This window comes from Streptomyces sp. NPDC013157 (assembly GCF_042899865.1).
In the GTDB taxonomy this organism is placed as follows: domain Bacteria; phylum Actinomycetota; class Actinomycetes; order Streptomycetales; family Streptomycetaceae; genus Streptomyces.
The window spans coordinates 184,351-205,916 of sequence record NZ_JBIBAK010000020.1; the positions used below are offsets into that span (position 1 = coordinate 184,351).

The following is a 21,566-nucleotide window of genomic DNA, read 5'->3' on the forward strand; positions in this document are numbered from 1 at the left end:
CACCCCGTGGCCGCGGGTCCGCCTGCCGAACCCCTGTGTCCCCCCTGTCACCCCGGCCCGCTACGCTGCGGTTGCACGCGAATGATCACCTGCGCCCTCGCGACCGCCAGCCCCTTCCTCACCCCTGGGACGCCGTACCTTCATGTCTTGGTTTGAATCGCTGGTCCTCGGACTCGTCCAGGGGCTGACCGAGTTCCTGCCCGTTTCCTCCAGCGCGCATCTGCGGCTGACCGCGGCCTTCTCCGGCTGGAAGGACCCGGGGGCCGCCTTCACGGCGATCACCCAGATCGGCACGGAGACCGCGGTGCTTATCTACTTCCGCAAGGACATCGGGCGGATCGTCTCGGCCTGGTTCCGGTCGCTGTTCGACAAGGCGATGCGGCGGAACCACGACGCCCAGATGGGCTGGCTGGTGATCGTGGGCTCGATCCCGATCGGTCTGCTGGGCGTGACGTTGAAGGACCAGATCGAGGGCCCGTTCCGCGACCTGCGCATCACCGCGACCATGCTCATCGTCGTCGGCGTCGTCATCGGCATCGCCGACCGGCTCGCCGCCCGCGACGAGACGGGCGGCAGGCACCGCGCCCCCAAGCAGCGCAAGACGCTGGAGAACCTCGGCGTCAAGGACGGCCTGATCTACGGCCTCTGCCAGGCCTGCGCCCTGATCCCCGGCGTCTCCCGCTCCGGCGCCACCATCAGCGGCGGCCTGTTCATGGGCTACAAGCGCGAGGCGGCGGCCCGCTACTCCTTCCTCCTCGCCATCCCGGCGGTGCTGGCCTCCGGCGCCTTCGAGGTCAAGGACTCGGTGAGCGAGGGCCATGTGGCCTGGGGCCCGACCCTGTTCGCCACGGTGATCGCGTTCGCGTCCGGCTACGCGGTGATCGCCTGGTTCATGAAGTGGATCTCCAACAAGAGCTTCATGCCGTTCGTCTGGTACCGCATCGCCCTGGGCATCGTCATCATCGCCCTGGTCTCGGCGGACGTCCTGAGCCCGCACGCCGCGGAGTCGGCAAGCTAGCCGACAACGCCCCGAAAGGGGCGCTGGGGGTACCCCCGGCCGAAGGCTGGGGAAGGAACCGCGCGACCAGCCACAACACCGCCGCGGACGACCGACGACCCGGCGCGACGGCTTCAGCCACGCTCAGTCGTGGCCGGCGGCCGGGGTGCCCTGGTGGTAGTACACGCGCCAGCCCGTCTCCGTCAGCCGCCACAGGGAGCTGCGCCAGGCCCGGCGGCCCTGGTTGTCCGCGAAGTACGTGAGGTGCACGATGCCCGGAGCCAGGACCGTCCCGGACATCTCGCTCACCTCGACCGGTGACTCCGCGGACACCGACCCACCGCTGGTCACCGTCAGGATCGACGTCGCGTCCCAGCGCCGCCCGGACACCCCCACCTCGGTGAACTCCGGGTCGAGCAGCTCCAGGACGAGGTCCGGGCGGGCACGCACCTCGGGATCGAGGAGCCGCAGTTCCGCGTGGACGGCCGCCTGTACGGCCCGCTGGTTCTCGTCGTCCGTCATACGCCGACCCTACGGACACGCCGCTGCCGGGCCCAGCGAATATCCGCTCGCAATCACCCCAGCTTGAGCAGGAGGTCGGCGAGTTCGGCCGGCATGGTGATCATGCAGTCGTGGCCGGTGGGCAGTTCCCACACCTGCTCGGTCGCGGGCACCGGACGGCGGACGATGCCCTGCGGAACGTTCGCCACGCAGTGGATGTGCGTCCGGGGGATCGTGCGGACGGCGGGATCGTCCAGCCGCACCGGCTCCTGCATGCTGCGCACCGCCTGATCGGAGAGCATGCCGCGCAGCCACGCCACGTCCGCCGCCTCGGTCACCCCGAACAGGCCGTAGGGAGGCGGCAGTTCGGGCATCGGCGGGACCCGCCACCCGCTGCCGGACGCGAGGGCCCTCTCGATCAGGCCCAGGGTCGCGGGCTGGACGTCGGCCGCGGTCTCGCCGTGCTCCGGGACCATCGCGTCGAGATAGACCAGGTGCCCGACGCGATCCGGGACTTCGTTGGCCGCGGAGGAGATGACCAGCCCCGCGTAGCTGTGTCCGACGAGGACGACGTCGGTGAGGTCCTCGTCCCTGATCAGCCCGACGACGTCCGCCACGTGGGTGTCGAGGCCGACGTCCGGGCCGAGCAGAGAGGCCTTCTCGCCATGGCCGGTCAGGGAGGGCGCGTACACCCGGTGCCCCGCCGCCGCCAGTAGGGGGACCACCCGCTCCCAGCACTCGCCGCTGTGCCAGGCGCCGTGTACCAGCAGATACGTCGACATGATCGTGCTCCTCGGCTTGCTCGTCGCTGTCCCCCACCACGCTTGCGGCCCGGCCCCGGAGCGGGCAGAGCCCTGGTGGTCCTGGGGGTGACAGGACCAGGCACGAGCGCGGTGGCCGCATTACGGTGGCGGGATGACCGACGAACCGAACCTGCTGGGCTCGTACGTGCGGGCCCGCCGCGAGCTGGTCACGCCGGAGCAGGTCGGCATCCCCGTACAGGGGGTACGGCGGGTGCCGGGCCTGCGCCGGGAGGAGGTCGCGATGCTGGCGGGCATCAGCGCCGACTACTACCTGCGCCTGGAACAGGGCCGCGACCGCAACCCCTCCGTGCAGGTCCTCGAGTCCCTCGCGCGCGTGCTGCGGCTCGACGAGGACGCGACGGCGTATCTGCTCCGCCTCGGCGCCGAGCGGCCCCGCCGGCGCCGGCGCCACGCCCGGAAGGAGACCGTCCCGCCCGGCGTCGCCCAGCTCCTCGCCGCTCTCCCGCTCCCCGCTCTGGTCGAGGGCCGCTACTTCGACGTCCTCGCCGTCAACGCCCTGGCGACCGCGCTGTCCCCGCGTTTCTCGGTCGGCGCCAACCGGCTCCGGGACATGTTCCTCGACCCCGCCGAGCAGGCCCTCCACCCCGGCTGGGAGGAGGCCGGTGCCGGCATGGTCGCCGGTTTCCGGCGCTCCGTCGGGACCGACACGGACGACCCGCGCGTCATCGAGCTCGTCGGCGAACTCTCCCTCGCCAGCCCGCACTTCAGCCGCCTCTGGGCCCGTCACGACGTGGCGTCCTGCGAGGGCGCGGCCAAGGTCGTCGACCACCCCCAGGTCGGCCGGCTACGACTGAACCGGGAGCGGCTGAACGTCAGCGGCGCGGCGGGCCAGACGCTCGTCGTCTACCACCCGGACCCGGGGAGCGGCAGCGCCGAGAAGCTCGCACTGCTCGCCTCGGCGCTGCCGACGGGGTGACGACGGGCTTGGCGTCGGTGGACCGCAAAGGGACGGCGAAGGGACGACGAAGGAACGGCGAAGGGACGACCGCGCGACGATCAGGCGACGACGGCCGGGCGCCGCATCTCGGCCAACCCCCGGCATCCGCTGCTTTCCTGGCGTTTCGGGCCGCCGCACCCGCTCCGGCAAGGGCGAAGTCCCGCACAGGGGCGCAAGGGCCGGCCGAAGCCCCGACGACCCGCCTGGCGAAAGCCAAGGCGCGGCCACCCGCCCGCCGTATCGCCCGTGACCAACCCCATACGGTCTGCGTAGTGGCCCGGTAGCGCACGGTCAGTTCCTGCCCCTACGTTGTTTCGTATGTCCCCCGATTCCCGAACCCCTGGTTCCGTGCGGTCTGCTGCCGAGGTCAACGAGCACATCCGGGCGCTGTGGCTGCGTGCGGGCGGAACGCTGTCGGCCCAGGAGCGGACGGAGTACGAGCTGCTGGTGGTCGAGTGGGCCGCGGCGATCCGCGAGCAGATCATCGAGGCGGCCTGACCGGCTGAGGGGTCAGCGGCCGCCGGAGACGCGCAGCACCGTGCCGGTCGTGTAGGAGGCCTCGGGGGACAGCAGCCAGGCGATCGCGGCGGCGATCTCCTCGGGCCGGCCGGCGCGGCCCAACGGCGTGGTGTGACCGACCCGTTCGGCTCGGCCGGGGTCGCCCATCGCCGCGTGGATCTCCGTGTCGATCACACCGGGTGCCACCGCGTTGACCCGCACGCCGTCGGGGCCGAGTTCCTTCGCGAGGCCCACGGTGAGGGCGTCGACGGCCGCCTTGGTCGCCGCGTAGTGGACGTATTCGCCAGGGCTGCCGAGGGTGGCCGCCGCCGAGGACACGTTCACGATCGCGCCGCTCCCCCGGGCCGCCATCAACCGGGCCGCACGGCGCGAACACAGCAGCGTGCCCAGCAGGTTGACCTCGACCACCCGGCGGAGATCCGAGGTCTCCGCGTCGGCCAGCCGCCCGAACGGCCCGGTCACGGCGGCGTTGTTCACCAGCCCGGTGACGGCCCCCAGTTCCCGCTCCGCCGTGTCGAACAGCCCCTCCACATCGGCCTCCACGGACGTGTCCACCCGGACGACGGCACAGCGCGCCCCGCCCTTGCGCACCCCCTCCGCGACCGCCTCGGCGGCGTCCTCGTCCCGGACGTAACCGATCACCACATCGTGCCCGTCGGCCGCGAGCCGCAGACAGGTCGCGGCGCCGATACCCCGGCTGCCACCGGTGACCACCGTGACGGGACGCACCATCGAAAACCTCCTCGGACCGACCGGACGACGATCTTACGACGGCGGGAACGCGGGATTTGGTCGCCCCCGGACAGTGCTCGCCGACTTCTTCGGGCGCATGCGCGAGGTCGAATGCGCCCGCCCCGGTCCTCCTCGGTGACATGGAGTCCGCGTGCCGGACACGGACACGGAACCCGAATTCCCGTTCGATGCCCCGGCCGTTCCCGGGCCGGGGCCGGAGGGCGGTCCGGTTCGAACATCACCGAATATCGCCCGGGCCCCTTGGCTCCGCCCGCCCCGTGCCCAACACTGAGCCGATGACGCAGCGTGTGGAGCTCGCGACCGTGATGGACCGGCTGGCCGTGGACGAGATGGTCACCGAGTACGCGGTGGCCGTCGACGACGGTGACTGGGCGGCGTACCGGAGGCTGTTCACGGCGGACGGGCGGGCCGACTACCGCTCCGCCGGCGGGATAGAGGGCGATGCCGGGCAGGTGGCCGGGTGGCTCGCGGAGAACCTGACCCTCTTCTCGATGCGGCAGCATCTGATCGTCAACCGCCGGGTGCGGTTCGGGATCCTGGACCACGACACCGGCGACACCGCGCGTCTGCAGGCCGACTACGTCAACCCCATGCGCTTCGCCGCCGGCGACGGCGCCTCCACCGCCCCGGACTTCGTGTGCGGCGGCCGCTACTCCTTCGCGTTCCTGCGCACCCCGGACGGCTGGCGGCTGCGTCAGGTGGTCGTCGAGGAGAAGTGGCGCAGGCTGCCCGACCCGCGTGCGGTGGCCGTGTCCGACTGAGCCCGCGCCCATGCCCCCTGTCGGAGATCCCGGCGGGTCCCGCACACTGGAAGGACCCGCAGGCAGGAGGCGATGGATGAGGACCGTCGAGCGCTGGCTCACCTCCCCGTGGCGGCGTTCCTGCGTCGGGGCCCTCGCGGGCGCGCTGCCGGTCCTGGCCTTTCCGGCGCCGTCGCTGTGGTGGTTCGCGTACGTCGCGCTGGTTCCGTGGCTGCTGCTGGCGCGCTCGGCGCCGACCGGGCGGCGGGCGGCGTACGACGGCTGGTGCGGCGGGTTCGGGTTCATGGTCGCCGTGCACCACTGGCTGCTGCCGAGCCTGCACGTCTTCATCTTCCTGATCGCCGGTCTGCTGAGCGTGTTCTGGGCGCCCTGGGGCTGGGTGACGCGCCGGCTGCTGGGCGGGGTGCCGTCGCCGGGGCGGGCCGCGGCCGCGGTGCTGGTGCTGCCGTCGGGCTGGCTGATGGTGGAGCTGGTGCGGTCCTGGCAGGGGCTCGGCGGACCGTGGGGCATGCTCGGCGCGACCCAGTGGCAGGTGTCGCCGGCGCTGCGGCTGGCCTCGGTCGGCGGGGTCTGGCTGCTGAGCTTCCTGGTGGTGGCAGTCAATGTCGCGGTCGCCGTCCTGGTATCCGTGCGGGAGGCCCGCTTGCCGGCGGTGGCCTCGCTGGTGGCCACGGCCGCCGCGACCTCGGCCGCCTGGGCGTGGTCACCGCGCCCGGATGTCGACGGGCACGTCCGGATCGCCGTCGTACAGCCCGGCATCGTCGACGGCACCGACAGCGGCGTCCGGCGGTTCGACCGGGAGGAGCAGCTGACCCGGCAGCTGGCCGGGCAGCATCCCGATCTGATCGTCTGGGGCGAGAGCAGCGTCGGGTACGACCTCGGGGACCGGCCCGACCTCGCGCGGCGGATCGCCGCGCTGTCCCGCGAGACCGGCGCGGACATCCTGGTCAACGTGGATGCCCGGCGTTCCGACCGGCCCGGTATCTACAAGAGCTCCCTGCTGGTCGGCGCCGACGGCCCGACCGGGGACCGGTACGACAAGATGCGGCTTGTTCCGTTCGGCGAGTACATACCGGCCCGCTCCCTGCTCGGCTGGGCCACCTCGGTCGGCAAGGCGGCCGGCGAGGACCGGCGGCGCGGCACCGAGCAGGTGGTGATGGACGTCGGCCACGGGCTGCGGATCGGCCCGATGATCTGCTTCGAGACGGCGTTCCCCGACATGAGCCGGCATCTCGCCCAGGACGGCGCGCAGGTGCTGGTCGGCCAGACGTCGACCTCCTCCTTCCAGGACAGCTGGGCCCCCGAGCAGCACGCGTCGCTGGCCGCGCTCCGGGCCGCCGAGACCGGCCGCACCATGGTCCACGCCACGCTGACCGGGGTCTCCGCCGTCTACGGCCCGGGCGGCGAGCGCATCGGCCCGTGGCTCGGCACCGACGCGAGCACCGCCAGGGTCTACGAGGTGCCGGTCGCCCGCGGGGTCACCCCGTTCGTGCGGTACGGCGACTGGCCGGTGGACGGCGCGCTGCTGGTGCTGGCCGCGTACTGCCTGGCCGAGGGGGTGCGGACGGTCAGGCTGCGCCGGAGCGCCGCCGAACCTCTCGTACCACCTGCTCGCACAGCTCATGAGTCGCCAGTGCGTCCCGGGCGCTGAGCACCTTCCCGGCGCGGACGGCGTCCAGGAAGGCGAGCACGGCCTGTTCTATGCCGCGCTGCCGGGCGACCGGCACCCAGTCGCCGCGCCGCCGGACCGTCGGCTGGCCCTTGTGGTCGACCACCTCGGCGAGGTTGAGGACTTGGCGCTTGGTGTCCTGGCCGGACACCTCCAGGATCTCCTCCGCCGAGCCGCTGAGCCTGTTCATCACGCCGAGCGCCGTGAAGCCGTCGCCGGCGAGCTGGAGGACGACGTGGTGCAGCAAGCCGTCGGCCACCCGGGCCCGGACGGTCACGTCCGCGACCGGGCCGGGGGCGAGGAAGCGCAGGGTGTCGACGACGTGGATGAAGTCGTCGAGGATCATCGTCCGCGGTTCCTCGGGCAGCCCGACGCGGTTCTTCTGCATCAGGATCAGCTCGCGCGGATGGTCGGCGCACTGCACGTAGCCGGGGGCGTGGCGGCGGTTGAAGCCGACGGCCAGCGACACGTTCCGCGCCTCGGCGAGCGCCACGAGCCGTTCGGAGTCGGCGAGCCGGTAGGCGAGGGGCTTGTCGACGTACGTCGGTACGCCCGCCTCCAGCAGCCGGGTGACGATCTCGGGGTGGGCGACGGTGGCCGCGTGCACGAACGCGGCGTCGAGGTCCTGGGCGAGGAGGTCGTCCAGGGTCGCGTGCCGGCGGCCGGCGGGCAGGTGGAGGCTGTCGCCGACCCGGTCGAGGGTGGCGGGGGTGCGGGTCTGGACGTGGAGTTCGAGCCCCGGCTGCACGGCCAGCACCGGCAGGTACGCCTTCTGCGCGATGTCGCCGAGTCCGATGCAGCCGACCTTCACTGACGCTCCCCACGTGGTTGCCCGCGGTTGCCCGCGCCTGCCTGAAGGGAAGCATACGGGCCGATAATCCGTGGTGGGAGGGGCCCGCGGTGGGCCAGGATGCCGGGCATGACGACCGAACGCCGTATGCCCGCCGTGGACGCCGACGACCGCACCATGCTGGAGGGCTGGCTGGAGTTCCACCGGCGGACCCTCGCGGTGAAGTGCGAGGGCCTGACCGACGCCCAGCTCCGGACCGCCTCCGTGGAGCCGTCCCCACTGTCCCTGATGGGGCTGGTGCGGCACATGGCCGACGTGGAGCGGTCCTGGTACCGCAGGGTCCTCGCCGGGGAGGAGGCGCCGCCGCTGTACTTCAGCGACGAGGACCCCGACGCCGAGTTCCACCTCACCGAGGCGGACACCTGGCAGGAGGCGTACGCGACCTGGCAGGCCGAGATCGGGGCCGCCCGGCAGGCCGCGGCCGGCTTCGATCTGGACGACCTCTCCAAGGGCCGCCACCGCCGCACCGGGCAGCAGATCAGCCTGCGCTGGATCCACACCCACATGATCGAGGAGTACGCCCGGCACAACGGCCATGCCGACCTGATCCGGGAGCGGATCGACGGCGTGACCGGCGACTGACGTCAGTCTGGCACCCGTCCGTCCCTCGTACGGGGCGCGAGATCACCCGTGCGGGGCACCAAAGTCTTGTCGACGGTGTCAACCTCCGCGCCGACCCAGCAGAGTTGCGCGGGTGCATCGAACGACGACCACCGCAGCGCTTCTGGTCACCGTAGCCTTCTCGGCCCTCTCCGGCTGTGTGACGGTCCAGCACCCGGCGGCACCCGGCCCGCCTCCGGGTACGGCGCCCTCGCTGCCGTCGGTGCCCCGCCCGGACGGCAGTGCCGAGCCGAGGGTGGTGCAGGCGCCGGTCAAGGAGGCCCTGGAGATGGTCGGCCCGTCCCGCCCGGCCCGCCGCGTCACACCGGCCGCCTCGCACGCCCCCGCGCCCGCTCCCCCGGCCCCCCACCGCGCCCCGGCGGCCCCGCGCGCCGCCACTGCGCACCCCCACGGCGCGCCCCGGTCGCACAGCCCGCAGGCCGACCTCCCCGGCCTCTCCCCCTCCGTCCCGAAGGCCCCGGACGTGTGTGCCCTCGGCAAGCAGTACGGCGGCTGGGACGCGGACAGTCCGCAGGCACGGATCTGCGAGCAGACGTACGGGCGTTGAGACGCCGGCGCGGCCCTACTTCGGCCGCTGCCGCGGTGGGCCCCAGGAGTCGGCGCCCGGGTCGCCGTCGTCCGCGAGCCGTAGTTCCAGGCGGCTGATCGCGGCCCGGACCCCGTTGCCGTACCCGTCGTCGCCGAGTGCGGCGGCCGTGCCGCGGGCCCGGTCCAGGTGGCTGCGGGCGGCGTCGGTACGGCCGAGCTTCACATAGTCGGCGGCGAGGTTCAGGTGCAGGGAGGGGTAGAAGCCGCGCAGCCCCGCGGCTCCCGCCGCCTCCTCCGCCTCCTCCGCCGCCGACAACGCCCTCAGGTCCCAGGCGAGTTCGTCGGACGGGTCGTCCTGGGTGTCGGCCAGGTAGTGGGCCAGGGTGCAGCGGTGCACCGGCTCGCCGTGCTCGCCGAGCTCCGCCCACAGGTCGAGCAGGCGCCGGCGGGCCTCCTCACGGTCCCCGGCGTGGTGCAGTATCACGACCTGCCCGATCCGCGTCAGCACGGCGTCGGCTGCCGTACGCTCCTGTCGCTCCGCCACGGGGCCCTCCGGGCTGTAAGCCGTTGTGTGCTGCCGACGCTAGACGGCGCCGCCGGATTTCCTCGTCAGGCGGCGCCGTGGGACCGCGGGCCGGCGGTGGACCGCAGGCCGGTGGGGGCTGATCGCGCAGTTCCTCCCCCAGCCTCCGGCCGGGGGTACCCCCAGCGCCCCTGGCGGGGCGCGTTGCCCCCGGTCGGCTTCGAGGCGCCCTCTGTGTGTGCTCAGCCCAGATCCGGGATCCGCCAGTCGATCGCCTCGTGGCCCTGGGCCGCCACCGCCTCGTTGATGTGGGTGAAGGGACGGGAGCCGAAGAACTTCTTCGCGGAGAGCGGGGACGGGTGCGCACCCTGGATCACCACGTGCCGGGTCTCGTCGATCAGCCGGAGCTTCTTCTGCGCGTAGCCGCCCCAGAGGACGAAGACGGCCGGGTCGGGCCGCTCGGCGACCGCTCGGATCACCGCGTCGGTGAACTTCTCCCAGCCCTTGTTCTTGTGCGAGTTGGCCTCACCGGCGCGGACCGTGAGGACCGCGTTGAGCAGCAGCACGCCCTGCTGGGCCCACGGCATCAGATAGCCGTTGTCCGGCACGGACTCCCAGCCCAGCTCCTCCCGCATCTCCTTGTAGATGTTCCGCAGGGACGGCGGGATCCGCACCCCGGGGCGGACGGAGAAGCACAGGCCGTGCCCCTGGCCCTCGCCGTGGTAGGGGTCCTGCCCGAGGACGAAGACCTTGACCTGGTCGAACGGCGTCGCCTCCAGCGCGGCGAAGACCTCCTCGCGCGGCGGGTAGACGGGGCCCTTCGCCCGCTCCTCCTCGACGAACTCGGTCAGCTCCTTGAAGTAGGGCTGCTGCAGCTCGTCACCCAGAACCCCGCGCCAGGACTCGGGCAGCATGGCGATGTCGGTCACGTCAACGTCCTCACGAATTGCGGTCACTTGCAGATCCTGCCGGTACCGAAAAACCTACAGGCGACCACTGACAACCGGGGCCGGACGGCCGTTTCACCAGCTGGTCTTGCGGTGCAGCTCCCACATCATCATGATCGTCGACGGGTCGAGCGCCTTTTCGCCGCCGGAGATGTCGTCGCTGGCCGCGACGTACTGCCGCCCCTGCCACAGCGGGATCAGCCGCGCGTCGTTGACGAGGATCTGCTGGGCCTCCTCGAAGTCCTTGACGACCTCGGCGCGGTCGCTCTCGCTGCGGGACTGCGGCAGCAGCTTGCCGGTGATCACGGGGGACGGGTAGGGCGTGCCGAGGGCATTCTGCTCACCGACGAAGGGCGCGATGAAGTTGTCGGCGTCGGGGAAGTCCGGGAACCAGCCGCGGCCGAACACCGGGTACTCGCCCTTCTGGTAGCCGACGACGTAGGTCTTCCAGGGCCGGCTCTTCAGGGTGATGGCGAACAGCCCGGAGTCGTCGAGCTGCTGCTTGAGCTCCTGGAACATCTGTCCGGTCTCGGAGCCGTAGCGGTCGGTGGTGTACCAGAAGGTGAGCGGGACGCGCTGGGTGATGCCGGCGTCGGCGAGGATCTTGCGGGCCTTGGAGGTGCTGGGGTCGCCGAAGTCGTCGAAGAAGCCGGTGGTGTGGCCGGTCAGGCCCGCCGGGACCATGGAGTACAGCGGGTCGACGGTGTCCTTGTAGACGGTGTGGGCGATCGCGGCGCGGTCGACGAGCTGGGCGACGGCCTTGCGCACGGCGGGCAGCTTGGCCCACGGGTCCGCGGGGTTGAACACCAGGTAGCTGATGTCCGTGCCGCTGCCGTCGATCAGCTGCAGGTCGGTGCTGCCGTGCGCCTCCAGGGCCACGATGTCGGAGGCGGCGAGACCGCGGTAGGTGACGTCGATGTCCCCGGACCTGAGGGCCTTGACCATGGTGGCCGAGTCCTGGAAGTAGCGGATGGTCACGGCGTCGTTCTGCCGGTCGGCGAAGCCCTGGTAGTTGTCGTTGCGGACCAGTTCGGCCCGCTTGCCGTCCTCGTAGGACTTGAGGGCGTACGGCCCGGAGCCGTGCACGGAGGCGTCCTTGCGCAGCGAGTGGGCCGGATAGTCGTCGGGATCGACGATCGACATGGCCGGGGTGGCGAGCACGAACGGGAAGGTGGCGTCGGGCTTGTTGAGGTGGAAGACCACCTCGCGGTCGCCGGTCGCCTGCACCCGGTCGAGGCTGCCGAGCAGTCCGGCCGGGCCGCTGGGCGCGTTGATGCTCCGGATCCGGTCTATGGAGTACTTGACGCTCTCGGCGTCGAGCTTGTCGCCGTCGGCGAACTTCAGGCCGGAGCGCAGTTCGCAGCGGTAGGTGCGGGAGCCGGAGTCCGTGAAGGCGCACTTCTGCGCGGCGTCGGGCTGCGGGGTGGTGGCGCCGTCGGGGTAGGCGAGCAGTGTCTGGTAGACGTTCCGGAACAGCTCCCAGGAGCCGTCCCACGATCCCGCCGGGTCAAGGGTGCTGGGGGCGCTGGTCGTGCCGACGACGATGGGCCCGCTGTTGTCCGCACTGCTGCCGGAGAGCACCCCGCACCCGGCCACCAGGGTCAGGGACGCGAGCGCGGCGACTCTTCGCAGACCTCGGTTCCGGTTGAACACGCGCACGCTCCTCGATCCGCCGTACCAGGGGTCGGCGGCAGACCATACCGCAGCGTTGCGCGCCTTGAAGCACCCCGGAAACACGGGCGTTGATCGAATGTGCTATGACGACGTTGTCATCCGGCCGTGCGGATCTTGTACGACGGCGTGGGCGCCGTTTTCCTCACACATGCGGCAAATATCTGTGATGAAAACGACGCCCGGCGATCCGTCAGGCCACGCCGGCGTTGAGGAAGATGCCGCCGTCGACGACGAGCGTCTGGCCGGTGACCCAGTCGGACTGCTCCGAGGTGAGGAACGCGGCGGCGCCGCCGATGTCGGAGGGCACGCCGAGCCGCTTGAGCGGGTAGCCCGCGGCGGCCTCCGCCTCGCGGCCCTCGTACAGCGCTTCCGCGAACTTGGTCTTGACGACCGCGGGGGCGATCGCGTTGACCCGGACGCCGGGGGCGTACTCGTGCGCCAGCTGCTGGGTCAGGTTGATCATCGCGGCCTTGCTGATGCCGTACACGCCGATGAACGGCGAGGCCGAGAGGCCGGCGACGGAGGCGATGTTGACGATGGCGCCGCCGTTCTCCTTCTGCCAGGCGTGCCAGGTCTTCTGGGCGAAGCCGAGGGCGGAGACCACGTTGGTCTCGAACACCTTGCGGGCCACGTCCAGGTCGACGTCGGCGATCGGGCCGAACACCGGGTTGGTTCCCGCGTTGTTGACCAGGTAGTCGACGCGGCCGAAGGCCGCCATGGTGCGCTCGACGACCTCGCTCTGGTGGGCCAGGTCGTGCGCCTTGCCGGCGATGCCGATGACGCGCTCGGAGCCGAGGCTCTCGACGGCCTCCTTGAGGGCGTCCTCGTTGCGGCCGGTGATGGCGACGCGGTCGCCGCGGGCGATCAGCGCCTCGGCGACGCCGTAGCCGATGCCGCGGCTCGCGCCGGTGATGATGGCGACCTTGCCGGACAGCTCGGGCAGTTCAGTCATGTCAGTGTTCCCCAGGTTCCCCGGTGTACTTCTAGTCGAGCGGTCCGCCGGCCACGTACAGCACCTGGCCGGAGACGAAGCCGGCGGCCTCGTTCGTGAAGAAGGCGATGGCGTTGGCGATGTCCTCGGGCTCGCCGACGCGCTGCACGGGGATCTGGGTGGCCGCGGCGGCCTTGAACTCCTCGAAGCCCATCTTCACGCGCTCGGCGGTGGCCTTGGTCATCTCGGTGGCGATGAAGCCGGGGGCGACGGCGTTGGCGGTGATGCCGAACTTGCCGAGCTCGATGGCGAGGGTCTTGGTGAAGCCCTGCAGACCGGCCTTGGCGGCGGAGTAGTTGGCCTGGCCGCGGTTGCCGAGCGCCGAGGAGGAGGACAGGTTGACGACCCGGCCCCAGCCGGCCTCGACCATGTGCTGCTGGACGGCCTTGGTCATCAGGAAGGAGCCGCGCAGGTGCACGTTGAGGACCGTGTCCCAGTCGGACGCGGACATCTTGAACAGCAGGTTGTCGCGGAGCACGCCGGCGTTGTTGACCAGGATGGTCGGGGCGCCCAGCTCCTCGACGACGCGCGCGATCGCGGCGGCGACCTGGGCCTCGTCGGAGACGTCGGCGCCGACCGCGATCGCCTTGCCGCCGGCCGCGGTGATCTTCTCGACGGTGTCCTTGCAGGCGGCTTCGTCGAGGTCGATCACGGCGACCGCGCGGCCCTCGGCGGCCAGTCGTACGGCGGTGGCGGCGCCGATGCCACGTGCTGCACCGGTGACGACGGCCACCCGCTGCTCAGTGCTGGACATTGCTGTTTCTCCTCGCCCTTGAGAACACCTGATCGAGAACCCGGCCGGATGGTGAGCGACCGCTTAGTACCTTCGACAGACGTGACGCTAGAAGCCCTGGCACGCGGTGTCAACGTCACGCCGCGCAGTGTGATCCATTACCTCACCAGGAGGTCCAGCAACCGCTCCGTCTCGGCCGCCGGGTCACGGGTGAGCCCGGTGTGCACGGGTCCCGGCTGGACGACGGTGGAGCGGGGCGCGACCAGCCAGCGGAAGCGCCGCCCCGGGTCGTCGCCGGCCGCGTGCCCCGCCGCCGCGCCGCCCGCGCAGACACCCTCCACCGCCCCGAGCGCGGCCCGCACCCCGGCGACGTCCGCGTCCGGGTCCAGGGCCAGCAGCCGGGCCTCGTCCAGATGGGTACGGGCGCCGACGTAGCCCTTGGCCCGGCAGTACACGAGCACGCCGGCGTTGATGCACTCGCCGCGCTCCACGCGGGGTACGACGCGCAGCAGGGCGTACTCGAAGACGTCCCGGTCGCCGCCCTGGCCGGTGCGGGTGATGTGGCGCTCGGTCATATGTCCGGCCACGTTGATGTGGGTCTCGCTCACTTGGCCCCCTCGATGCCGGTGATGCGCTCGTGGATGACGGCGGCCCGGGCGAGCAGCGGCCGCGCGTAGGTGCGCCGCAGGTCGTCGGGGGTGTCGAAGCCGGGCTCGGCGGCGAGCCAGACGTCGGGGATCTCGGCGGTGACCTCGGCGAGCAGGTCCTCGGTGACCCGGGGCGCCAAGTCCGCGGCGGCCGCCCGGACATCGGGGCCGAACCCGCTCAGCGCGTGGTCGGCGGCGTCGTACGGGCGGGCGGCGGAGGCCTCGGCCGACGGCCAGTTGTGCTGCCAGATCATGGTGGCGCCGTGGTCGATGAGCCACAGGTCGCCCTGGTGGACCAGCAGGTTGGGGTTGCGCCAGGAGCGGTCGACGTTGTTGACCAGCGCGTCGAACCAGACGATCCGCCCGGCCTCCTCGGGGCTCACCGCGAAGGCGAGCGGGTCGAAGCCGAGGGCACCGGACAGGAAGTCCATGCCGAGATTGGTGCCGCCGCTGCCCCGCAGCAGGTCCTGCACCTGCTGCTCGGGTTCGCCGAGTCCCAGCACCGGATCCAGTTCGACGGTGACCAGCCGGGGCATCCGGAACCCGAGCCGGCGCGCGAGTTCACCGCAGACGACCTCGGCGACCAGCGTCTTGCGGCCCTGCCCCGCGCCGGTGAACTTCATGACGTACGTCCCGAAGTCGTCGCTCTCGACGAGCCCGGGCAGCGAGCCGCCCTCCCGCAGGGGCGTGATGTAGCGGGTCGCGGTGACTTGTCGCAGCATTTTCCCTGGCCATCCAGCTTCTCAACCATGCAGTCGACGACCGGGGTGACCTCCGGCACGAAGGGAGCATAGTAACCGAGCGTGACAGCGGACGCGCGGGGGGCGGTGGCGTTCACCCGGGACCTATGACTTCAGCGCATACCACATGTTCCCAAGTCTCGTTGGCGTCATGGTCACGGAGACTCCTACGGTGAGGGGCGGAGCCACCGTCCAAGAGGAGTTCGGTCCATGACAGACCTGGTCCGGCGCGACGAACTCGGCGCCTTTCTCCGCGCCCGGCGGGAGGCGACCGACCCGGCGGCGGCAGGCTTCCGGTCCGGGCCGCGGCGCCGCACCCCGGGGCTGCGCCGCGAGGAACTTGCGCAGCTCGCCGGGGTCAGCGTCACCTGGTACACGTGGCTCGAACAGGGCCGCGACATCAGCGTGAACCGGCAGGTCGTCGAAAGCCTGGCCCGCGCGCTGCGGCTCTCCGGGCCGCAGCGCGCGCACCTGTTCACCCTGGCCGCCCTGGTACCGCCGCCCGCGGGTCCGGGGCCGGTGAAGGTCGACCCCCTGCTGGCACGGCTGGTGCGGGAGCTCTCCCCCAACCCCGCTTACGTGATGAACCCGTGGTGGGACCCGCTGGCGTACAACGACGCGTACGCCGAACTGCTCGGTGGTCTCGACCGGCGCTCGGCGGACGAGCGCAACATCCTCTGGATCGTCTTCACGGAGTCGCGGGGTCCGGGACTGTTCGTCGACTGGCCCAGCGAGGCACGCTCCCTCGCCGGCCAGTTGCGCGTGGCCCTCGCCCGGTATCCCGACGATCCGCGCGGCCCCGCGCTGCTGGAATCGCTGCTGTACTCCTCCGAGACGTTCCGCGCGCTGTGGGACGAGCGGAACGTCAGCGGGTTCACCTCCGCCCGGAAGGAGCTACGGCACCCACGGCTCGGACGTGTCGACCTGGACTGTCTGAAACTGGCGGACGCCCATGACGAAAAGCTGTCACTCATGGTCTTCCTGCCCGCCCTGGAGAACGGCTCCGACTAGCGGAATCCCGCCCGCGTCCTCGACCGGTCAAGACCGACAGCGTACTGACAGCGCTGTTTTACCGAAGCCTCATGTCCAGGTGGTCACTATCTGGATGCCGTCTGAACAGGTGGTGCCCGAAGACCGTACCCCTGGACGGATCAACGAGAAGCTCCGCGGAAGGGAACCCCTCACATGACCAGCGCACCGCTCAACCCCTCGGCCACCCCGGCTCGCCGCACCGTGATGGTGGCGGCCGGAGCCGCAGGGCTCGCCGCCGCGCTGACCGCCTGCGGGTCGTCGGACGACGACTCGTCGAGCTCGACCACCACGAACGGCAACGCGGGCGGTGGCTCCACCACCCAGGACAGCAACGGCTCGGCCGGCGGCTCCACAGCCGCGGCCGGTGGCACCGCGCTCGCCAAGACCACGGACATCCCCGAGGGCGGCGGCACGATCTACAAGGACCAGGCCGTGGTCGTCACGCAGCCGACGTCGGGCACGTACAAGGCGTTCTCGACGAAGTGCCCGCACGCCGGCTGCGCGGTGACCAGCATCGCCAACGGCGAGATCGTCTGCCCCTGCCACGGCAGCAAGTTCGCCATAGCCGACGGCAGCGTGAAGCAGGGCCCGGCGACCACGGGTCTGACGGCGGCCAACATCACGGTCTCCGGCGACCAGATCTCGCTGGCCTGACCCTCAGGACCGCCGGCGCGGTTGTTTGAGGCAGCCGAGCACCTCGTCCGTGGTCGCGACCGTGGCGACCAACGCGAGGGTGTTGCGGACCATCGCGGGGGTGTAGTCGGAGGGCACTCCCGCGACGGCGTCGGCCGGGACGACGACCGTGTAGCCCCGGTTGACCGCGTCGAACACGGTGTTCGGAACGGCCACGTTGGCCGAGACACCGGTGACGATCAGGGTGCGGCAGCCGAGGTTGCGCAGCAGCGGGTCGACGTCGGTGCCCTGGATCGGCGACAGGCCGTGCAGCCGTCGCACGACGAGGTCCTCCTCCGAGACCTCGATGGGGGGCGCGACGCGGACCGCCGTGGTGCCGGAGAGCTGCTGGACGGGCAGCCGTTCGGCGGCGCGGAACAGGCGGGCGTTGCTGTTCGCGCCGCGGCCGTCCGGGCGGCGTTCGGCGATCGCGTGGATCACCTGGACACCGGTGTCGTGCGCGGCGGCGACCAGGCGGACGATGTTGTTGAGAGCCCCCGACGTCCGTGCCTCACGGGCGAGTTCGGGCAGCGCGCTGTCCGGGCCCAGCACGCCCTGCTGGCACTCGACGGTGAGCAGCACGGTGCTCACCGGGTCGAGGAGTTCCTCGAGCCGTTCGTACGACGACGGCATGACGCCCCCTTCCACCTTGGTGCGGGGCGGGTGACACTAACCGCCATCGCGCGGGAACGGAAGAAGAGACGAGGGGGCCGCATGACCGTCACTCAGCGCCGGGGCCGGAAGATCATGATGACGCCCGGTGAGCTGGACGATTTCCTCACCACGCAGCGCACCTGCCGGGTCGCGACCGTCTCGGCGTCCGGCGCCCCGCACGTCAGCGCCCTGTGGTTCGCCTGGGACGGCACGTCCCTGTGGCTCTACTCGGTGGTGCGCAGCCAGCGCTGGAAGGACCTCAGCCGCGATCCGCGGGTGGCGGTCGTCGTCGACTCCGGGGAGGAGTACGACCAGCTGCGCGGCGTCGAGCTGAGAGGGACCGTCGAGTTCGTGGGCGAGGTCCCGCGCACCGGCGAGCTGGTCGCCGAACTCGACTACATCGAGACGGTGTTCGCCCGCAAGAACTTCGGCCTGGACGAGATGCCGCACGACGGCCGGCACGCCTGGGCGCGGCTCACCCCGACGAAGACCGCCTCTTGGGACTTCCGCAAGCTGGGCTCTGTGTAAGGAAGTTCACGGGCAGGGAAGCCCCACAGGCGGGCAGCGGGCTCAGGCGATCGCCTCGGCCGCGCCGCGCAGCGCCTGCACCGCCGCCCGGATCGAGGGGCGGCGGTCGGCGTCGGCCCGCCAGACGACGTACACATGGCGGCGCACCCGCTGCTTCAACGGCACCATGAGGACGCCCTCCGGCACCGGGTGACGGCCCAGCAGCGGGGCGATGCAGACGCCCAACCCGGCGGCCACCAGGTTGAGTTGCGTGTGGGTCTCGGCCGCGCGGTGCCCGACGATGGGCTCGATGCCGCGCGAGCGCAGCGTGAACATCAGCCATTCGTGGCAGAACTCGCCCTCGCCCCAGGTGATCCACTCGTCCTCGGCGAACTCCCCCAGGTCCACCTCCTCGCGGTCGGCGAGCCGGTGCCCCACCGGCAGGGCCACCTCGGCGGGGTCGTCCAGCAGGGGCGCCTTGACCAGGCCGTCGGGCAGCGGCATCGGCTTGTTGTACCAGTCCAGGACGACCGCGAGGTCGAGGTCGCCGCGGACGACCCCGGCGATGCCGGCCTCCGGTTCCAGTTCGCTGGAGCGGACGCGCAGCGCGGGGTGCCGGGCGCGCAGGGAGGCCAGTGCGCCCGGGAACAGGCCGCGGGCGGCCGTCGGGAACGCGGACAGCCGGAGCTCGCCGACGACCTGGCCCCGGTGCGCCTCCAGGTCGGACTGGGCCAGCTCGACCTGGGAGAGGATCCGGGCCGCGTGTTCGGCGAGCAGCCGCCCGGCGTCGGTGAGCCGGATGCCCCGGCCGTTCTTCGCGAGGAGCTGCTGGTCCACCTCGCGCTCCAGCTTGCCCATCTGCTGCGACACCGCCGACGTCGTGACGTGCAGGGCCTCGGCGGCGCCGCTGACGGAGCCGTGCCGGGCGAGGGCGTCCAGGGTGCGCAGGCGCTCCACATTCAACATGTAAGCGATTCTAAGAGGTACCCGGCGAGAAGTCTCGATTGTGCTACGAGGTTGCTTCCCGCATCGTGGAGGCCATGAGCACCGTGACCACCGCCGCGACCAGCGAGCCCGCGCTTGCCGCCGGTCCCTCCCGCCCCCGCCTCGACTGGCGTCTGCGCTTCGGCGCCCTGTCACTGATCTGGGGCTTCAGCTTCCTCTTCATCAAGGTGGGGACGGAGGGCTACGCACCCTTCCAGGTCACCCTCGGCAGGCTGGTGTTCGGTACGGCGGTCCTTGCGGCGGCGATGGCGGTGAAGCGGCAGCGGCTGCCCCGCGGGGCCCGTATCTGGGGACATCTGGCGGTCGCCGCGTTCCTGCTCAACGCGCTGCCGTTCTCCCTCTTCGCCTACGCGGAGCTGACGATCCCGTCCACGCTGGCCGGGATCTGCAACGCGACCTCGCCGCTGTGGGGGATGGTGCTGTCGCTGGTGGCCCTGTCGGAGGACCGGCCGACGAGGGTCCGGTTCGCCGGACTCGGCCTGGGTTTCGTCGGCGTGCTGACGGTGCTGGGGGCCTGGGAGGGCTTCCACGGCCTGGACGTCACCGGGACCGTCATGGCGCTTCTGGCGTCGCTGAGCTATCCGATCGGATGGATCTACGTCCGGCGGACGCTGGCCGGGAGGGGCGACTCGCATCTGGCGATGACCGGAGCGCAGCTGCTGGTGGCGACGGTGCAACTGGCCGTGGTGACACCGCTGTTCACGTCCTTCCCGGCGCACTTCGCCCTGGCCCCGCTGCTGGCGATCGCCGCGCTCGGCGCGCTGGGGACGGGGCTGGCGGTACTCGTCCAGTACGGGCTGGTGGCGGAGGTGGGGCCGACCACCGCCCAGATGGTCACCTACTTCATCCCGGTCATCGCCGCCGCGGCGGGGGTCGCGGTGCTGGGCGAGTCGCTGCGGTGGAGCACACCGGTGGGTGCCGTGATCGTCATCGCGGGGGCCGCGCTCACACAGATGAGGCCCAAGGGGAGTTCCTCCTGAGGCTCTCAGGGGCGTCGGACCAGGCGCCCCTTCAGGGGCGCTGGGGGTACCCCCAGCCTTCGGCTGGGGGAGGAACTGCGCGATCAGCCACGACGGCGCCGCAGACGGAACATCGCGGCACCTCCGGCGAAGCGCTCAAGCCTGGATCCGGCCCCCCTTCGCCGGTGTCACCGCTCTCGCCACCGCCGCCGCAAGCGAACCAGCCTCCTCGGGTGCCAACGTCGAGACGGTGATGCGGACACCCGGCGGGGTCGACAACCGATAACGCGCCCCCGGCGCCACCGCCCATCCCTCGTGCAGCAGGCGGGAGACCGCGGCCGTCTCGTCCGGAACCGGGACCCAGACGTTCATGCCGCTGCGGCCGTGTGCCTCGACGCCGTGGTCCGCCAGCGCGCCGATCAGGAGTTCACGACGGGCCCGATAGGCGGCCGCCACCTCCGGGCCGTTCACCGCGCCGTCGGCCCACATCCGGACCACCGTGCGCTGCAGCAGACGGCTCACCCAGCCCGGGCCCAGGCGCTGGCGACCCCGCACCCGGTCGACGGTCACCTCGTCGCCGGTCAGGGTGGCCAGCCGCAGGTCGGGGCCGTAGGCCTTGGCGACCGAGCGGATGAAGGCCCAGTGGTGGGTGGCGCCCGCCAGGGGGTGCAGGGGGAGGTCGACGATGCCGTGGCCGTGGTCGTCCTCGATCAGCAGGGTGTGCGGATGTACGCCCAGGACGGCCCGCAGGGCACGCGCGCGTGCGGCGCTCACCGCGGCGCCGGTGGGGTTGTGCGCCCGGGCGGTGACGATCAGGGCGCGGGCCCCGGACTCCAGTGCCCGGCGCAGGGCGTCGGCACGCGGCCCCTCCTCGTCGACGGCCACCGGGACGGTGCGCAGCCCCAGCGCGGGGATCAGGTCGAGGGTGCGGCCCCAGCCGGGGTCCTCGACGGCGACCGGGTCGCCGGGCCTGAGGTGCGCCAGCAGAACGCGTTCGGCGGCGTCCAGGGAGCCCGAGGTGACGGTGAGCGGCCCGTCGGGCACGCCGTCCGCGGCCAGCTCGGTGCGCGCCATCCGCTCCAGCTCGGGCTCGACGGGGTCGACGCCGTAGAGGACCGGGGCGCGGTCGCACTCGGCCGCCACCGCCGCCAGGACCGGCGCGAGGGCGGGGAGCAGTGCGGGATCGGGGTTGCCGGAGGACAGGTCGCGCACCCCGGCCGGAACGTCGGGGAGCTGGTCCCGTCCGGTGGTGGCCGGCTTCGGCCGGACCCGGCTGCCCCGCCGGCCGGCGGTCTCGATCACCCCGCGCTCGCGCAGGGTCCGGTACGCGGCCGCGACCGTATGGGGATTCACCCCGAGCCTGCTCGCCAACTCCCGCATCGGAGGCAGCAGTTGACCCGGCTCCAGCTCCCCGGAGCCCACCGCGCTCTCGACGCTGGCCGCAATCTCTGCTGCGCCGCGCCCTTCGATCCGATATTCTCCTAGCACAAAGTAGATTATGCACTAGTGCAATGGAGATGCG

Annotated in this window: 25 protein-coding genes; 11 read left to right on the plus strand and 14 right to left on the minus strand. The window is 71.8% G+C overall.

Annotation, left to right across the window (positions count from 1 at the left end; all coding sequences use genetic code 11):
- Positions 1–142 precede the first annotated feature (142 nt).
- Positions 143–1,018, plus strand: coding sequence for an undecaprenyl-diphosphate phosphatase (locus ACFY6U_RS43240; protein ID WP_390047375.1), 876 nt, complete (start codon positions 143–145; stop codon positions 1,016–1,018).
- Between the two features lie 123 nt (positions 1,019–1,141).
- Here ACFY6U_RS43240 and ACFY6U_RS43245 read toward each other — a convergent pair whose 3' ends face one another.
- Both ACFY6U_RS43245 and ACFY6U_RS43250 read right to left on the minus strand, forming a co-directional pair.
- A complete protein-coding gene (locus ACFY6U_RS43245) occupies positions 1,142–1,519 on the minus strand; it encodes a DUF4440 domain-containing protein (RefSeq protein WP_390047377.1) in 378 nt (125 codons plus the stop codon).
- A gap of 53 nt (positions 1,520–1,572) precedes the next feature.
- Positions 1,573–2,280, minus strand: coding sequence for an alpha/beta fold hydrolase (locus tag ACFY6U_RS43250; protein ID WP_390047379.1), 708 nt, complete (start codon positions 2,278–2,280; stop codon positions 1,573–1,575).
- A 133-nt stretch (positions 2,281–2,413) separates the two neighbouring features.
- Here ACFY6U_RS43250 and ACFY6U_RS43255 point away from each other — a divergent pair, with 133 nt between their 5' ends.
- Together ACFY6U_RS43255 and ACFY6U_RS43260 are read left to right on the plus strand one after the other, a co-directional pair.
- Positions 2,414–3,238 carry a helix-turn-helix domain-containing protein gene (locus ACFY6U_RS43255; protein ID WP_390047380.1) on the plus strand — a complete coding sequence of 275 codons (825 nt, stop codon included), beginning with the start codon at positions 2,414–2,416 and terminating at the stop codon, positions 3,236–3,238.
- A gap of 339 nt (positions 3,239–3,577) precedes the next feature.
- Positions 3,578–3,757, plus strand: a complete 180-nt coding sequence (locus tag ACFY6U_RS43260) for a hypothetical protein (RefSeq protein WP_089105573.1) — start codon at positions 3,578–3,580, stop codon at positions 3,755–3,757.
- Positions 3,758–3,769: 12 nt separating this feature from the next.
- Here the strand turns inward: ACFY6U_RS43260 and ACFY6U_RS43265 are convergent, their stop codons facing one another.
- A complete protein-coding gene (locus ACFY6U_RS43265) occupies positions 3,770–4,510 on the minus strand; it encodes an SDR family oxidoreductase (protein ID WP_390047382.1) in 741 nt (246 codons plus the stop codon).
- Between the two features lie 296 nt (positions 4,511–4,806).
- On the opposite strand from ACFY6U_RS43265, the gene ACFY6U_RS43270 reads away from it, so the two are divergent.
- Positions 4,807–5,292 carry a nuclear transport factor 2 family protein gene (locus ACFY6U_RS43270; RefSeq protein WP_390047383.1) on the plus strand — a complete coding sequence of 162 codons (486 nt, stop codon included), beginning with the start codon at positions 4,807–4,809 and terminating at the stop codon, positions 5,290–5,292.
- Positions 5,293–5,368: 76 nt separating this feature from the next.
- Positions 5,369–6,943 (plus strand): apolipoprotein N-acyltransferase, encoded by a 1,575-nt coding sequence (gene lnt, locus ACFY6U_RS43275; protein ID WP_390047385.1) that lies wholly within the window; start codon positions 5,369–5,371, stop codon positions 6,941–6,943.
- Here the strand turns inward: lnt and ACFY6U_RS43280 are convergent.
- On the minus strand, positions 6,861–7,772 hold the full coding sequence (locus ACFY6U_RS43280) for a Gfo/Idh/MocA family protein (protein ID WP_390047387.1): 912 nt from the start codon (positions 7,770–7,772) through the stop codon (positions 6,861–6,863). The genes lnt and ACFY6U_RS43280 overlap by 83 nt on opposite strands.
- Before the next feature lie 108 nt (positions 7,773–7,880).
- Here ACFY6U_RS43280 and ACFY6U_RS43285 point away from each other — a divergent pair, with 108 nt between their 5' ends.
- Both ACFY6U_RS43285 and ACFY6U_RS43290 read left to right on the plus strand, forming a co-directional pair.
- Positions 7,881–8,393 (plus strand): DinB family protein, encoded by a 513-nt coding sequence (locus ACFY6U_RS43285; RefSeq protein WP_390047389.1) that lies wholly within the window; start codon positions 7,881–7,883, stop codon positions 8,391–8,393.
- Positions 8,394–8,505: 112 nt separating this feature from the next.
- Entirely contained in the window at positions 8,506–8,979 is a 474-nt protein-coding gene (locus tag ACFY6U_RS43290) for a hypothetical protein (RefSeq protein WP_390047391.1), read from the plus strand.
- Between the two features lie 15 nt (positions 8,980–8,994).
- Here the strand turns inward: ACFY6U_RS43290 and ACFY6U_RS43295 are convergent, their stop codons facing one another.
- The 7 genes from ACFY6U_RS43295 to ACFY6U_RS43325 form a co-directional block, all read right to left on the minus strand.
- Complete coding sequence (locus ACFY6U_RS43295) at positions 8,995–9,504, minus strand: hypothetical protein (RefSeq protein ID WP_390047393.1); 510 nt, start codon at positions 9,502–9,504, stop codon at positions 8,995–8,997.
- Positions 9,505–9,725: 221 nt separating this feature from the next.
- Positions 9,726–10,412: a uracil-DNA glycosylase gene (gene ung, locus ACFY6U_RS43300; RefSeq protein ID WP_390047483.1), complete on the minus strand. Its 687-nt coding sequence runs from the start codon at positions 10,410–10,412 to the stop codon at positions 9,726–9,728.
- 93 nt (positions 10,413–10,505) lie between these two features.
- Positions 10,506–12,083 carry an ABC transporter substrate-binding protein gene (locus ACFY6U_RS43305; protein WP_390047395.1) on the minus strand — a complete coding sequence of 526 codons (1,578 nt, stop codon included), beginning with the start codon at positions 12,081–12,083 and terminating at the stop codon, positions 10,506–10,508.
- Positions 12,084–12,294: 211 nt separating this feature from the next.
- Positions 12,295–13,056, minus strand: a complete 762-nt coding sequence (locus ACFY6U_RS43310) for an SDR family oxidoreductase (protein WP_351501619.1) — start codon at positions 13,054–13,056, stop codon at positions 12,295–12,297.
- Positions 13,057–13,087: 31 nt separating this feature from the next.
- Complete coding sequence (gene fabG, locus ACFY6U_RS43315) at positions 13,088–13,849, minus strand: 3-oxoacyl-ACP reductase FabG (protein ID WP_089105586.1); 762 nt, start codon at positions 13,847–13,849, stop codon at positions 13,088–13,090.
- A 137-nt stretch (positions 13,850–13,986) separates the two neighbouring features.
- Positions 13,987–14,403, minus strand: coding sequence for a DUF3037 domain-containing protein (locus ACFY6U_RS43320; RefSeq protein WP_351501647.1), 417 nt, complete (start codon positions 14,401–14,403; stop codon positions 13,987–13,989).
- 29 nt (positions 14,404–14,432) lie between these two features.
- Positions 14,433–15,197, minus strand: a complete 765-nt coding sequence (locus ACFY6U_RS43325) for a HipA family kinase (RefSeq protein WP_390047398.1) — start codon at positions 15,195–15,197, stop codon at positions 14,433–14,435.
- A 228-nt stretch (positions 15,198–15,425) separates the two neighbouring features.
- On the opposite strand from ACFY6U_RS43325, the gene ACFY6U_RS43330 reads away from it, so the two are divergent.
- Both ACFY6U_RS43330 and ACFY6U_RS43335 read left to right on the plus strand, forming a co-directional pair.
- Positions 15,426–16,226 carry a helix-turn-helix transcriptional regulator gene (locus tag ACFY6U_RS43330; protein ID WP_390047400.1) on the plus strand — a complete coding sequence of 267 codons (801 nt, stop codon included), beginning with the start codon at positions 15,426–15,428 and terminating at the stop codon, positions 16,224–16,226.
- 174 nt (positions 16,227–16,400) lie between these two features.
- Positions 16,401–16,901: a Rieske (2Fe-2S) protein gene (locus ACFY6U_RS43335; RefSeq protein WP_293994625.1), complete on the plus strand. Its 501-nt coding sequence runs from the start codon at positions 16,401–16,403 to the stop codon at positions 16,899–16,901.
- A gap of 3 nt (positions 16,902–16,904) precedes the next feature.
- On the opposite strand, the gene ACFY6U_RS43340 is transcribed toward ACFY6U_RS43335, so the two are convergent.
- Entirely contained in the window at positions 16,905–17,552 is a 648-nt protein-coding gene (locus ACFY6U_RS43340) for a cysteine hydrolase (RefSeq protein WP_390047402.1), read from the minus strand.
- 81 nt (positions 17,553–17,633) lie between these two features.
- Between ACFY6U_RS43340 and ACFY6U_RS43345 the strand changes: the two genes are divergently transcribed.
- Positions 17,634–18,101, plus strand: a complete 468-nt coding sequence (locus tag ACFY6U_RS43345) for a pyridoxamine 5'-phosphate oxidase family protein (RefSeq protein WP_390047404.1) — start codon at positions 17,634–17,636, stop codon at positions 18,099–18,101.
- A gap of 42 nt (positions 18,102–18,143) precedes the next feature.
- Here ACFY6U_RS43345 and ACFY6U_RS43350 read toward each other — a convergent pair whose 3' ends face one another.
- On the minus strand, positions 18,144–19,046 hold the full coding sequence (locus tag ACFY6U_RS43350) for a LysR family transcriptional regulator (RefSeq protein ID WP_390047405.1): 903 nt from the start codon (positions 19,044–19,046) through the stop codon (positions 18,144–18,146).
- 74 nt (positions 19,047–19,120) lie between these two features.
- Here ACFY6U_RS43350 and ACFY6U_RS43355 point away from each other — a divergent pair, with 74 nt between their 5' ends.
- Positions 19,121–20,065 (plus strand): DMT family transporter, encoded by a 945-nt coding sequence (locus ACFY6U_RS43355; RefSeq protein ID WP_390047406.1) that lies wholly within the window; start codon positions 19,121–19,123, stop codon positions 20,063–20,065.
- 135 nt (positions 20,066–20,200) lie between these two features.
- Here the strand turns inward: ACFY6U_RS43355 and ACFY6U_RS43360 are convergent, their stop codons facing one another.
- The gene (locus tag ACFY6U_RS43360) at positions 20,201–21,532 is read right to left on the minus strand and encodes an aminotransferase class I/II-fold pyridoxal phosphate-dependent enzyme (RefSeq protein ID WP_390047407.1); all 1,332 of its coding nucleotides are present in this window, start codon (positions 21,530–21,532) and stop codon (positions 20,201–20,203) included.
- Positions 21,533–21,566: the final 34 nt, after the last annotated feature.